The 12,419-nt window shown below is 72.1% G+C and carries 12 protein-coding genes; 3 read left to right on the top strand and 9 right to left on the bottom strand.

Translation table 11 applies throughout. The annotated features are described in order from the left end of the window. Positions 1-172 precede the first annotated feature (172 nt). Both ACA511_RS07070 and ACA511_RS07075 read right to left on the bottom strand, forming a co-directional pair. A complete protein-coding gene (locus ACA511_RS07070; protein ID WP_375023236.1) occupies positions 173-2,086 on the bottom strand; it encodes a tetratricopeptide repeat protein in 1,914 nt (637 codons plus the stop codon). A gap of 50 nt (positions 2,087-2,136) precedes the next feature. After that, positions 2,137-2,283, bottom strand: coding sequence for a hypothetical protein (locus ACA511_RS07075; RefSeq protein WP_375023237.1), 147 nt, complete (start codon positions 2,281-2,283; stop codon positions 2,137-2,139). Positions 2,284-2,542: 259 nt separating this feature from the next. Here ACA511_RS07075 and fxsT point away from each other — a divergent pair, with 259 nt between their 5' ends. Continuing rightward, positions 2,543-5,077 carry an FxSxx-COOH system tetratricopeptide repeat protein gene (gene fxsT / locus ACA511_RS07080; RefSeq protein ID WP_375023238.1) on the top strand — a complete coding sequence of 845 codons (2,535 nt, stop codon included), beginning with the start codon at positions 2,543-2,545 and terminating at the stop codon, positions 5,075-5,077. Here fxsT and ACA511_RS07085 read toward each other — a convergent pair. The 3 genes from ACA511_RS07085 to ACA511_RS07095 form a co-directional block, all read right to left on the bottom strand. Continuing rightward, positions 5,008-6,291: an FxsB family cyclophane-forming radical SAM/SPASM peptide maturase gene (locus ACA511_RS07085; RefSeq protein ID WP_375023239.1), complete on the bottom strand. Its 1,284-nt coding sequence runs from the start codon at positions 6,289-6,291 to the stop codon at positions 5,008-5,010. The genes fxsT and ACA511_RS07085 overlap by 70 nt on opposite strands. Before the next feature lie 62 nt (positions 6,292-6,353). Beyond that, positions 6,354-6,887, bottom strand: coding sequence for a GNAT family N-acetyltransferase (locus ACA511_RS07090; RefSeq protein WP_375023240.1), 534 nt, complete (start codon positions 6,885-6,887; stop codon positions 6,354-6,356). Positions 6,888-6,981: 94 nt separating this feature from the next. After that, positions 6,982-7,377: a RidA family protein gene (locus ACA511_RS07095; protein ID WP_375024696.1), complete on the bottom strand. Its 396-nt coding sequence runs from the start codon at positions 7,375-7,377 to the stop codon at positions 6,982-6,984. Between the two features lie 142 nt (positions 7,378-7,519). Between ACA511_RS07095 and ACA511_RS07100 the strand changes: the two genes are divergently transcribed. Together ACA511_RS07100 and ACA511_RS07105 are read left to right on the top strand one after the other, a co-directional pair. After that, positions 7,520-8,515 carry a helix-turn-helix transcriptional regulator gene (locus ACA511_RS07100; RefSeq protein ID WP_375023241.1) on the top strand — a complete coding sequence of 332 codons (996 nt, stop codon included), beginning with the start codon at positions 7,520-7,522 and terminating at the stop codon, positions 8,513-8,515. Between the two features lie 107 nt (positions 8,516-8,622). Further along, entirely contained in the window at positions 8,623-9,276 is a 654-nt protein-coding gene (locus ACA511_RS07105) for a maleylpyruvate isomerase N-terminal domain-containing protein (protein ID WP_375023242.1), read from the top strand. 12 nt (positions 9,277-9,288) lie between these two features. Here ACA511_RS07105 and ACA511_RS07110 read toward each other — a convergent pair whose 3' ends face one another. The 4 genes from ACA511_RS07110 to ACA511_RS07125 form a co-directional block, all read right to left on the bottom strand. Beyond that, positions 9,289-9,765 (bottom strand): hypothetical protein, encoded by a 477-nt coding sequence (locus ACA511_RS07110; protein ID WP_375023243.1) that lies wholly within the window; start codon positions 9,763-9,765, stop codon positions 9,289-9,291. A gap of 27 nt (positions 9,766-9,792) precedes the next feature. Continuing rightward, the gene (locus tag ACA511_RS07115; RefSeq protein WP_375023244.1) at positions 9,793-10,602 is read right to left on the bottom strand and encodes an ArsR/SmtB family transcription factor; all 810 of its coding nucleotides are present in this window, start codon (positions 10,600-10,602) and stop codon (positions 9,793-9,795) included. 164 nt (positions 10,603-10,766) lie between these two features. Further along, positions 10,767-11,471, bottom strand: coding sequence for a GntR family transcriptional regulator (locus ACA511_RS07120; protein WP_375023245.1), 705 nt, complete (start codon positions 11,469-11,471; stop codon positions 10,767-10,769). A gap of 121 nt (positions 11,472-11,592) precedes the next feature. After that, positions 11,593-12,417 (bottom strand): ABC transporter ATP-binding protein, encoded by an 825-nt coding sequence (locus ACA511_RS07125; protein ID WP_375023246.1) that lies wholly within the window; start codon positions 12,415-12,417, stop codon positions 11,593-11,595. Between the last annotated feature and the right edge of the window lie 2 nt (positions 12,418-12,419).

A 12,419-nucleotide genomic window follows, 5' to 3' on the forward strand; every position in this document is an offset into this window, starting at 1 on the left:
GTGCTCAACCTTGCTAAGCAGCGCAGTTCACCGGACAAAGCGGACTGCGTTCGCCCTCCGGCGACGGGATTGTGGTCAGAGCCGGTACCCATCCATCTCAGGACGCCCCCGCGGCCGGTCCAACGCACGTTATCAGTCCGGACGAAGCGCTTTGGGCAGGAATTGCCAAGGATTACATCAGCCGTTCGGCCTCGTGCCGCAAATGCCGCGGCAGCGGCGGCCGCCGGGCCATCACGGCGCGCTTCGCCAGCCCGGCGGCGGTGTCGGCCTCGCCCCCCAGCCGCAGGACCCGGGCGACGCGCAGCAGCACCGGCCCGCTGTCGTCGGCGGACTCGACCAGTTCCAGTTCCTCGGTGGAGGCCAGCGCGGCCCCGCCCTCATGGGTCCTCCGGGCCAGCGCCCACGCCGCCCGGGTGGAGGGACGGTCGCCGTGGTCGACCCGGTCCAGGTCGCGCAGGGCGGGCTCGGCCCTGTTCAGATCGGCCAGCAGTTCGCCGCGCAGCCGGAGGGCCTCCGGCGTGGCGCCGTCCTGGCTCAGGGCGTCGTCGAGGACCGCGATCGCCGCCTGCGCGCGTCCGGCGTGCCAGAGGGCGTGGGCGAGGGCCGTCCGCACGAACAGGTCGCCCGGCAGCCGGGCGAGCGCCGCCTGGAGCCGGTTCACCGCCTCGGTGGTGCCGTCGCCGATCTTCAGCCGGCCGATCGCCGCGAGCAGCATGCCGACGCGGACCGCGTCGCCCGCGGCCCCGAACGCGTGCGCCGCGGCCTCGTAGTGCTCGATGGCGAGGGCCGTCCCGTCCCGGTGGCGGGCGATCGTGCCCAGCAGGCACTCGGCGGCGCCGCGCAGCCGGGTGTCGCCGGCGGCGTCCGCGGCGACGGCCGTCGCGCGCCGCCACGCCAGCTCCGTCTCGCCCGCGGTGAACGCGGCCTCGGCGGCGCCGAGCCGCGGCCTCCCCGCCGGCGCCGGGACGTCGGCGTCCGCGGCCAGCCGCCGGACGACGGGCCGGAGCCGCGCCTGGCGCAGCCGGTAGCGCCGTCCGTCCGGCCGCCGGTCGGCGACCAGGAGCCGGGCGTCCTCAAGGGCCCGCAGCACCGTGCCGGGGATTCCGTGCGCGGCGGCCCGCCCGGCGGGGACGCCGTCGTCCCGTCCGCCGAACGCGCCGCGGAACCATTCGACGAGCCCGCCCGGCAGGGCGCCGTGCTCGTCCGCCGTCGTCGCGAGCGCGCCGAGGCAGTGGTCCCGGAGGACGTGGTCGAGGACGTCCGCGAGGTCGGCGATCCGGGTCGCCCGGCCGGATCTGAACTCCTCCCACAGCCGCGCGCAGACGATCTGGAGAGTCGCGGGATCGACGCCGGTCTCGCCTTCCCGCAGTGCGTCGACGAGTTCGTCGGCGCACGCGGCGAGGGGGTGCCCGGCGTCACCGACGGGTTCGCGGACCGCCTCGCGGGCGGCGTCCGGCCGGAGCGCGCCGAGCGGGAAGCGGGCCGCGGACCCGGTGGCGAGCCCCGCCCGCTCCAGGACGTCCACGAGCCCGCCGAGGTTGTCGGTGCGGACGGCGATGAGCAGCCGCAGCCGGGGGAAGGACGCCGACGCTTCGGCCAGGTCGTCGAACAACCGGCCGCGGTATCCCTCCCACCGCCTGTTCTCCGGGAAGAGCAGGTCGGCGTCGTCGATGGCGGCGAGGACGGGCACCGGGTCGCCGTGCCGGTCGGTGCGGACGTTCCTGCGGAGCAGCCCCGAGATCGAGGAGCCGGAGATCCGGGTCGGCGACTCCTCCGGGTACCAGGACGTCAGCAGCGTGAAGGTGAAGGGGTCGTGGTCCGGCAGGGCGGCCAGCGGAAAGTCGGCGCGGAACGCCGGCCGTCCGACCGGGAAGACCTCTCCCGGCGGGCGCCGGGCGAGCCGCGGCAGCACGCCGGCGCGCAGCAGCGAGGATTTGCCCACACCGGACGGGCCGTGCAGGACGGTCAGCGCGTGACCCCGCCAGAGGGTCGCCAGCGCGGCCGTCTCATCGTCGCGTCCATGGAAGATGCCCGCGTCCTCGGTGTCGAAGGGGCGCGGACCGACGAAGGGTGAGCGTGTGCTCATGGTCGCGTAAGCCCGGCGGGCGCCGCGGAATCCGCGGGCTCCCGGCGGCTTCAGCAGTCGTTGTCGAAGCCGGCGCCGTCGGGCAGCGGCCGGATGGGGCTGATCGCCTCCAGGACCGCGTCCGCGAGCACGGGGCTGTCCTCGGGGCGGAGCAGGTCGGGGGTGATCTCCTGGACGTCGATGGTGAGTGGCGGCATGTTCTCTCTCCCAGTGACTCCCTGGCGTGTCCCCAGGCCGTCCTCCGAATATAGCCGCAATATCGATCGCGGTGTTTCTGTGCCTGAACTTAATGCGGTATCAGAGTGACCGAATCGAAAGCGTCTGGTGACGCAAGTTGCATGCAATTTTGCGCGTCGCCGCCCATCGCGGTAGATGAATGCCTTGACCCGACCTAGGCTTGCTGTCAGTCAGGCAGTACCGAGAGGCGGTACCGAGTGCGACCCGGAGGCGGAACAGGTGTCCGAAGAGGAAGTGGAAGCCGGCACTCCGAAGATGCGCGTCCCCCCGGTCTGGGGGAATATACCGCCGCGCAACAAGAATTTCACCGGCCGTGAGGAGCTTCTCACCGCGCTGCGGGAAGGCGTCGCCGGCAAGGTGACCGCGGTGGTCCCGCAGCCGCATGCGCTGCACGGTCTCGGCGGTGTCGGGAAGACGCAGATGGCGGTCGAGTACATCTACCGCTACCGGCACACCTATGACGTCGTGTGGTGGATTCCGTCCGATCAGCCGTTCCTTGTGAAGACCACCTTGGCCGATCTCGCCCCGCACCTGGGCCTGCCGCCCGCCGCGGTGAGCGGAATCGACGACGCGGCCAGGGACGTCCTGGACGCGCTGCGCCGCGGCAAGCCGTACGACAGCTGGCTGCTCGTCTTCGACAACGCCGACCAGCCGGAAGATCTTTTCGACATCATCCCGCAGGACCCGGGCCATGTGCTGATAACGTCCCGCAACCATCGCTGGGCCAGCCTTGTCGACGCCGTTCCCGTGGACGTTTTCCGCCGCGACGAGAGCGTCGATTTCCTCGTGAAGCGGGTGCGCGCCGGGATCTCCGCGGACGACGCCGCCCGTCTCGCCGAACAGCTGGGCGACCTGCCGCTGGCGCTGGAGCAGGCGGGCGCGCTGCTGTTCGAGCGGGGAATGAGCGTCCACGAGTATCTGGAACAGCTGGGCGAGCGCACCAGCCAGCTGCTGTCGCAGGGGCGTCCGGTCGAGTACCCGGTGCCGATGACGGCGGCGTGGAGCGTCTCGGTGGCCAACCTGAACGAGAGCCTTCCCGAGGCGGTCGACCTCCTGCGGATCTGCGCGTTCTTCGGTTCGGAGCCGATTCCGCGCGACGTCCTCGGCAGGGCCCCGCAGGGGCTTCGGCCGCAGCTCGCGGGCCTCATCGGCGACACCATCCGGCTGGGGCGCGCGGTCGGCGAACTGGGCCGGTACGCGCTCGCGCGCCTGGACATCACCGGCCGGACGATCCAGGTGCACCGGCTCGTCCAGAAGCTCGTGCAGGACGAGCTGTCGCCGGAGGAGCGGCAGCGCATCCAGCACGAAGTGCACCTGCTGCTGGCGGGCTACGACGCGGGAGACCCCGGCGACGAGGTGAACTGGCCGAAGTACGCGGCGCTGCTCGGGCACCTGGAGCCCTCGGGGGTCGCCGGCAGCGCGGTCCCCGAGGTCCGCGGGTTCGCCGTCAGGATGCTGCGGTACCTGTTCGGCTCCGGTGACTACGAGTCGGCCCGGAAGGTGGCGGACGGCTACATCGAGCACTGGGGCGCCGAGTCCGGGCCCGAGCACCCCGACGTCATCCTGGTGAAGCTGGAACTCACCAACACGCTGCGCGAACTCGGCCAGTACGACGCCGCGACGGCGCTGAACGCGGAGGTTCTGGCGGCGGCGGAGAGGGTCCACGGCCTGGACGACCCCGTCACCCTCCGGTCCCTGCGCGGTACGGGCGCCGACCTGCGGGCCGTCGGCGACTTCCCGCAGGCCCTCCGGCGGGACGAGGAGGCCCTGCGCCGCTACGAGGCCAAGTACGGTCCCGCGGACTCCGGCACGCTGCGCGCCTACAACAACCTCGCCATCGACTACGGCCTGATGAGCGACTACAAGAAGTCCAAGGAGCTGTACCAGCGGTCGTACTCCGGCTGGCAGTCCCACGGAGCCGGCATGGTCAAGTCGAGCTTCATCAACGCGCTCAGCGGGCTGGCCAGGGCCGTCAGGCTCTCCGGCGACTACTCGGAGGCGTGCGACCTCGGCAACGACGCCTACGCGATGGCCCAGGAGGTGCTCGGCGCCGAGCACAACTGGACGCTGCGCACCGGCAAGGACCTGTCCGTCGCGCTCCGCATGCACGGGGAGTACGAGGAGGCGGAGGAGCTCGCGATGCAGGTCCAGGACCGCTGCGTCCGCCTGTACGGGACCGATTCCCCCGACACGCTGGCCGCGGCCATCAGCCTGTCCAATCTGTGGCGCACCCTGGGAAGGCTGGACGAGGCCACCGGGCTGGCCGCCGATTCGGCGTCCCGGTACACGGAGGTGCTCCGTCCCGACCACCCCTACACCCTCGCCTGCCTGGGCAACGTGGCCGTCCTGCGCCGTTCACAGGGCGACCCGGAGGCGGCGCGGAAGCTGAACGAGCGCGCGCTCGCGGGCCTGGAGGCGAGGCTCGGCAGAGACCACGACTACACGCTGACCGTGGCCCTCAACCTGGCCGGCGACCTGGCGGCGCTCGGTGAACCGGACGCCGCGTGCCGGTTGGGAGAGGAGACGCTGCGGCGGCTCCGCGCCCTGGTCGGCGACGAGCACCCGCTGGCGCTGACGGCCGCCGCGAACCTGTCGGCCGACCTGAAGGCGAGCGGCCGGGCGGACGCCGCGACCGAGCTGATCGAACGCACCCGCGCCGGATACCGGCGCACGCTCGGGCTGAATCACCCCGACGCCGTCGTCTTCATGGAAGGCAGGCACAAGGACGTCGACTTCGACCCGCCGCCGCTCTGACCCCTCCGCGACCTGATCCCCGCGATGTCCCGCGACAGCACGGCGTGGACGTGCGTGATCAGCCGTTGCAGGTCGGGGCAGAACACGCTCGGGTTGCGGAACCCGGTGCCGCTCCGGTACCGGTGCGCGTAGTGGCCGGCGCCGCAGACCTTGCGGAGCCCGCACTCGCGGCACACCGAGCCGAGGGCGAGCTCCCTGATCTGCCGGGCGGCGATCGACGGGTGCGTCAGCGCGGTCTCGAAGGGGTCGCGCGACACGTGGAGCGCGGTCCCGGCGGCCCCCTCGTAGGCCGACTTGAGCGTGTCGACCTGCTCGATGTGGCCGTTGGTCTCCACGACCAGGACGGCGACCGGGGTGAGCCCCACCGCCTCGCCGGTGGAACGGCGGCCGAGCAGCAGCCGCAGGATGTCGTCGAACAGCCGGACGCTGGTGCGCTTCTCCGGCGCGCCGTACCAGTGGTCGAACACGGTGACGAGCCAGTCGCCGTACGGGGTGGACGAGTCGGGCGGACGGCCCGGCGGCGGAGTGTCCCAGTTCCCGTGCGGCAGCAGGAAGCTGATGACGGGCGGCTGGAACTCCAGCATCGCCTCGTAGGTGGCCACCGGGTCGTTGCGCAGGTCGACCGTGCTGAGCAGGCCGCTGAACAGGTGCCGGTACGGCTCGGCGGTGAGCCTGTGCAGTCCTGCCCGCACCGACTGGAAACTGCCGCGCCCGCTGGGGGTCTTCCGGTGCCGGTCGTGCCCTTCCTCGTCACCGTCCAGGCTCACCCCGACGTGGACGCCGTACTCGTCGAACAGTTCCAGGAACGGCGGGTCGAGCAGCACGCCGTTGGTCTGGATTCTGAATCGGGTCTCGACGTCCGGCGCGCAGGCGTCGCGTACGGCGTCCATGGTGTACCGCAGGTGGTCGACCCCGGCGAGCAGGGGTTCGCCGCCGTGCAGGGTGACGTCCACCTGGTCGAGGAGCCTCGTCCGCGCGTGTTCGGCGATACGCCGCGCCGTCCAGTCCACGGTGGGCCTGGCCATCTTCCGGGGCTGGCCGCGCCAGCTCTGGTCGGCCATCTCGTACATGTAGCAGTAGTCGCACGCCAGGTTGCAGCGGCTGTGGATCTTGAGGATGAACTCCCGGAACGGGGTCGGCCGCCACCCTCGTCCCAGCAGGGACTGCACGTCGAGCATCGCGGGCCATTCGTGCTTCTCCGGGCCGACGGCCACGCTGATCGCTCCCTACGGCCGAGTACGGGCTGCGGCCCGGGTATGTACAGATTGGAAGATCGTTAAACGCGGCCGGGGCCGCCGCTGTCGGCCAGCCGCACCCAGCGCTCGTGCTCGCGCCACTCCCCGTCGATGCGGATGCTGGTCGTCGAGCCCGCGGGCCGGAACCCCGCGCGCTCGACGATTCCCCTTGAGGCGCCGTTGCCCGGCTGGACGTCGGCTTCCAGGCGGTCGAGTCCCAGCTTCTCGAACGCGTACCGGACGCCGAGCAGCACCGCCTCGCCCACATAGCCGTGCCCGGACGTGGCCGCGAAGCCGCCGAAGCCCAGGGCGGCGCACCGCTTCGGCCGCCGCGTGATCCCGTTGAAGTTCACCAGCCCGGCCAGCTCGCCGGTGCCGTTCACCCGCACGACGTACCCGATCGCGGCGACTCCGTCGAACCGGGCCAGGTACGCGTCGAACTCGGCGGCGGTCGTGGGCGCGCGGATCAGGTGCCGGTGCATCGCCGTGCTCTCCCGGGCGAGCGCGATGAACTCGGCCCCGTCCCCGGCGCTCACCGCTTGCAGCGAGACCCGCGTCCCCACGAGCGATCCCATGCCGAGACCCTAACGGCGCCGCTTCGGCCGTCCATATGGTTCGGGCGCGGTGACCGCGGTCCGCCGCCCGCGCCGGCGCGGGCGGCGGGGCAGATCATGCGACGGCGGTTCCCTCCAGTTCGACCATCAGGCCGGGGACGGCCAGCCGCGTCACTCCGAGCATCGTCGTGGCCGGCGCCACCCCGGCGGCGCCCAGCCGCGACGCCAGCACGCCGTAGTGCGGGAAGAGCAGGTCCACGTCGGTGGTGTAGACGTTGAGCCGGACGAGGTTCGCGAGGGACATGCCGCCTTCGGCGAGAACGGCCTCCAGGTTGTCGAGGCTCAGCGCCAACTGCGCCGCCATGTCACCGGAATGCTGCGGCTTGCCGTCGCCGCTCATCGCGGTCTGCCCGGCGCAGTACAGGGTCCGGGTCTGCCCGGAGACGATCTCGCCCTGGTTGTAGCCCATCTCGACCGACCACGTCCACGGGTTGACCGCCGTTCGTTCCATGGCCATTCCAGCTCCGTTCGATTTCGTCGACAGTACGGACGTCCAGCGGCCGGCTCGGCAGCCGCCCGCCTTTGACGTCGTGTCGAAAGCCTCCCAACGAATCACGACACCTTTTGTCGTGTATTCCGGTTAGGGTTTTCGTATGCGCGCCGACCGGCTGGTCGCGCTGGTGCTGCTCCTGCGCCAGCGCGGTCAGCTGTCCGCGGCCACGCTGGCGGGCGAGCTGGAGGTGTCCACCCGCACCGTGCTGCGCGACATCGAGGCGCTGTCTTCGGCGGGCGTCCCGGTCTACGCCGAACGCGGCCGGCACGGCGGGTTCGCGTTGCTGCCGGGTTTCCAGACCGAGCTCACCGGGCTGAACCACGACGAGGCCCTCGCCCTGCTGATCGCCGGATCGCGGCGCGGCGCGCAGGCGTTCGGCCTCGGCTCGGCGCTCGCCTCGGCCATGCTCAAGGTGGTCGACGCGCTGCCCGAAGGCCATCGGGACACCGCGGCCGGCGCGGCGCGGAGACTGCTCATCGACCCCGAGATCGACCTCCTCTCACGCCGCGTGGCCGCTGAGGAGGTACCGGACGCCGTAGTGGCCGAAATCCGGCGCGCGGTGTTCGCCGGACACAAGCTGCGCATCCGCTACGCGGCCGTCGGCCAGGCCCCGAAGTGGCGCACCGTTGACCCGATCGGCCTGGTCACCGTCCGCGACCAGGGGTACCTGCTGGCCGCGAAATCCGGCGAGGACCGCACCTACCGGCTGTCCCGGGTGCTGGCCGCCGAGGAACTCGACGAACCCGCACAGCGTCCGGACCAGGTCGATCTCGACCGGGCCTGGCAGGAACGCAGCACGCGGTTCCGGACGGGAGGCGACCAGGTCGCCGTGCTGGTCCGGGTGGACCCGGCGCGGCGGGACGAGCTGGTCGGCACCGCGCTCGCCGTCCTCGCCGAGGAGCCCGACCCGGACGGCCGGCTCCGGATGGAGGTGACCTTCCAGGACTCGCGGCACGCCGAATGGGCGCTCTGGCAGCTCGCCACGAACGCGGAGGCCCTGGCCCCGCAGTGGCTGCGCACATCCCTGCACGACCGCGCCGCCGCGATCGCCACCCGCTACAAAGCACCCTCCAGCCCCCCGCCCGACCGCGGCTAAGGCTCACCGGCCACGTTGACCTGCGGCGTGTTGTTGTTATCAGGCGGCTCATAACAACAACACGCCGCAAGTCAACGCGGGGGCGGAGCCGCTGTAGCTTTGGCGGAGTGGATCTCTTCTCGCGTTCTTGGACGGCGTTGCGCACGGCGGTCGGTGAACTCTCCGGTGAGGACTGGGAGCGGCCGTCCGGCTGTGCGGGCTGGCTCGTCCGGGACCTGGTGTGCCATCTGGTCATCGATGCCCAGGACGTCCTGATCACGCTCGTCACGCCCGCCGACGCCGAACCGAGCGCGGACGCGGTCACCTACTGGAAGCTCGTCGAGCCCCCGACCGGCGACGACCCGCTCGACGCGCTGATCCCGCGGCTGGCCGCCGCGTACGGCGACCCGAGCCTGCTGAAGTTCCATTTCGACGACGTCGGCTCGGCCGCCGGGCGCGCCGCCGGACTCGCCGACCCGGACCTCCGCGTCGGCACCCAGGACATGGTCCTGACGGCCGGGGACTACCTGTCCGCGTACGTCATGGAATGGACGCTGCACCACCTCGACCTGACCGCGCACCTGCCCTCGGCCTCGGGCCCGCCCGCCGAGACCCTCGCCGCCGCGCGCGCGTCGCTGGAGAAGATCGCCGGGGCTTCCTTCCCGGCCTCGTTCTCCGACACGGACGCGCTGCTGATCGGCACCGGCCGCCGCGCCCCGGCGTCCGCCGACGTGGCCGCGCTGGGAGAGCTCGCCGGCAGGCTCCCACTCGTCCTCGGCTGACTCCGGGACGGCCTAGAGGAGGGCCAGCAGCTGGTCCGTGTGGCCTGGGAGTTCCGCTTCCGCCAGACCGGTGATCAGGGCCCGTAGCGGCATGGGCTGGTCGACCAAGGTCTTGCCGTGGGAGATGAGCAGGGCCGGCACCGGTGTGTCGAGTTCGGTTTCGCTGAGCACGCTGAGGGCGCACAAGGCGTCCCCCTGCCTGCGGACGCGTTCCTGGAGCCCCGCGTTGCCTCCGGCGAGGTCGATGACGCGGTCGATGGTCCAGGCGTCCTGCGCCAGGCGGTTGTCGTAGGTGGTCACCGCGCCCGAGGCGGCCGAGGTGACGGCCGTGATGGTGGCGGCGTTGACGAGGACGACGTGCGCCAGGATCTGGTCGGCGTCCCATTCGCCCGGCGGGGGGACGGGGCCCGGGGCGCCGGAGGCCGCCACGGTGGCGGCGGCGTCCAGCAGGGCGCGGTAGGCGTCCCGGAGCGGTTCGGTGTCGGGCATGTCGGGTCTCCTGTGGTCGGTCGTGCGTCACGCGTGCGCGCTGGACATCTCCCACGGCGCCTGGGGAAGGACGTCGCCGGTCTCCAGCAGCGACTTGAGGTTCGCCAGGACGGCAGGCCAGCCCTGCGAGATGCCGTTGAGCATCTCCTCGTTGGGGAGGTTCTCGTGGGTCACGGTGAGCCGGACGATGTCCTGGTGCGGCTCGACGAGGAACGTGACGACCGACGGCTCCCGCGGCGGTGCGGTGTCGGGGTCGTCCTCGAAGGTGATGACCAGGCGCGTCGGGGGCTCGGTCTCGATCACCTTGCCGACGACGTCGACGGCGCCTGATCCGTCGGTGCGCTGGTGCTCCCAGCGGGACCCGGGCTGCCAGTCGGAGATGTTGGCGTGCCCCCAGTAGCGGGCGGTGAGGTCCGCGTCGGTCAGTGCCTGCCACACCTGTTCCGCGCTGGCGCGGATGTAGGTGACGTAGACGTAGGTCGGCACGGATGCGGTCTCGGTCGTCATGGCGTACTCCTCTGCCTGGTACTTGATGGCGCTGAGTGCTTGCAGGCGGGGCTTGTCGAACACGGAGATCCAGCGCTCCTCGATCTCGTGGATCGGCGCCGGGTTGAGGTAGTGGAGCCGTTCCCGTCCCCGCCGGACGACGGTCACGAGGCGGGCCCGTTCGAGGACGTCGAGGTGCTGCGTCGCGGACTGGCGCGCCATGTTCAGGCGTTCGCACAGCTGGCGCAGCGTCTGGCCGTTGGCCTCGCGCAGGCGGTCGAGCAGCAGGCGCCGCGTCGGGTCGGCCAGCGCCTTGAACGCCGCGTCCATCGTTTCGGCTTCGTGGCTCACGCCCCCATTATGCAGGCATTTACCTGCCTAATGTCAATGCCGAGTCTTCCCGCAGGTCAGAGCAGGTTCGGGTGTGGTTGCCACCGGGTGGCGGCGGGGAAGTGGCGGGACGCCGTGCTCGTCGTCCCGCGCCGGGTCCGCACCGACCCGGCGCCGAGGGCGGGTCAGACCGCCTTGAGGGCTTCGATGACGCTGACGAGGTGGCGGCGGGCCGCGCGCTCGGCCGCGTCGGGGGAGTGCGCGCAGATCTCCTCGACGATGGCCAGATGCTCGGCCAGCGACACGTTCGGACGTCCCGGGACCAGCGCCAGCTGGAACTGGAACCGGACGTTCTGCGCCCGCAGCCGCCGCAGCACCCCGGCGGCGGTCTCCTGACCGCTGATGTCCACGATCCGCTGGTGCAGCGACTTGTTCAGCGCGGAGTACTCCAGCACGTGCCCCTCCGCGACCGCCGCGCGCATGGCGTCGCCGAGGGCGCGCAGCTCCGCGGTCTCCGCGTCGGTGACGCGCTCGGCGGCCTTGGCCGCGCACAGCCCCTCGACGACCATGCGGACCTCGGAGATCTCGATGGCCTCGTCCAGCGTCACCGCGCGGACCCGGGCGCCGCGGTGCTGGACGCGTTCGACCAGCCCCTCGTTGGTCAGCTCGATCAGCGCCGACCGCACGCCGCTGCGGCTCGCGCCGTACAGCTCGGACAGGTCGCCCTCGACCAGGCGCTGGTTGGGGGCGAAGTCGCCCCGGGCGATCCCCTCGCGGATCGCCGCGGCGACATCCGGCTGCCCGGTGGCGCCGGGGGCGGTGGTGCCGGGGGCCGCGCCGCCGGGGGCCGTGCCGCGGGGGGCGTCCGTGGTCCGCTCGTGGGCTGCCATGACTCCTCGCTCGCTGCCGGTCCGGTGATCGATTCTACGGGCTGCCCCGCGCCGCGCGGGCGCGCCCGAGGGCCGGCCCGCCGCCGCGGCTGAGGCCGGCCCGGGGGGCTGGCGCACCGGCTCAGCCGGCGGGCCGGTGCCCCTCCTTGGCCTGCTGGACGAGCCGGTAGACGCGGCCCCGCAGTTCGGCGAAGCGGGGCTCGGAGCGGGTGGTGAGCTGGTCGCGCTCGTCCGGCAGGTCGATGGCGACCTCCTCCAGGACGACCGTCGGCGAGTTCGACAGCACGATGACGCGCTGCCCGAGGTACACCGACTCGTCGATGTCGTGCGTGACGAACAGGACGGTCACGCCGAGACGCTTCCACAGGGCGCGGACGAGGTCTTCGAGGTCGGCGCGGGTCTGGGCGTCGACGGCGGCGAAGGGCTCGTCCATCAGCAGGATGTGCGGCTCGTAGGCGACCGCGCGGGCGATGGCCACGCGCTGCTGCATGCCGCCCGACAGCTGCCAGGGATGGGCGTCGCGGGAGTCGGCGAGGCCGACCGCCTCCAGGGCGTCCTCGACGAGCCGCCGCCGCTCCGCCTTCGGGACCCTCTTCTCCTTCAGCGGACGCTCGACGTTCTGCCGCACCGTCATCCACGGGAACAGGCTGCGCCCGTACTCCTGGAAGACGACGGCCATCCCCGGCGGCGGGCCGGTCACCGTCTCCCCTTCGAGCACCACCTTCCCGGACGAGCAGTTCAGCAGCCCGGCGACGCATCTCAGCAGGGTCGTCTTGCCCGCGCCGGACGGCCCGACGATGCAGACGAGCTCGCCCGTCCCGACGGTGAAGGTGAGGTCGCGGACGGCTTCGACGCTGCGGCCCTTGCCCTCGTAGACCTTGCGCAGGTTCTGGACGTCCAGCAGCGCCGCGGCGGCGCCCGGGGCGCCGGTCGGTGTCGTGGTCATTC

It is taken from the genome of Actinomadura sp. GTD37 (assembly GCF_041951365.1).
Taxonomy (GTDB): Bacteria; Actinomycetota; Actinomycetes; order Streptosporangiales; family Streptosporangiaceae; genus Spirillospora.

What these genes read in the sequence shown, in the direction of transcription:
- ACA511_RS07075 (WP_375023237.1), bottom strand. Translation starts at nt 2,283, where the DNA reads ATGCCGCCACTCACCATCGACGTCCAGGAGATCACCCCCGACCTGCTC.
- ACA511_RS07120 (WP_375023245.1), bottom strand. Translation starts at nt 11,471, where the DNA reads ATGGCAGCCCACGAGCGGACCACGGACGCCCCCCGCGGCACGGCCCCC.
- ACA511_RS07095 (WP_375024696.1), bottom strand. Translation starts at nt 7,377, where the DNA reads ATGGAACGAACGGCGGTCAACCCGTGGACGTGGTCGGTCGAGATGGGC.
- ACA511_RS07100 (WP_375023241.1), top strand. Translation starts at nt 7,520, where the DNA reads ATGCGCGCCGACCGGCTGGTCGCGCTGGTGCTGCTCCTGCGCCAGCGC.
- ACA511_RS07070 (WP_375023236.1), bottom strand. Translation starts at nt 2,086, where the DNA reads ATGAGCACACGCTCACCCTTCGTCGGTCCGCGCCCCTTCGACACCGAG.
- ACA511_RS07125 (WP_375023246.1), bottom strand. Translation starts at nt 12,417, where the DNA reads ATGACCACGACACCGACCGGCGCCCCGGGCGCCGCCGCGGCGCTGCTG.
- ACA511_RS07090 (WP_375023240.1), bottom strand. Translation starts at nt 6,887, where the DNA reads ATGGGATCGCTCGTGGGGACGCGGGTCTCGCTGCAAGCGGTGAGCGCC.
- ACA511_RS07110 (WP_375023243.1), bottom strand. Translation starts at nt 9,765, where the DNA reads ATGCCCGACACCGAACCGCTCCGGGACGCCTACCGCGCCCTGCTGGAC.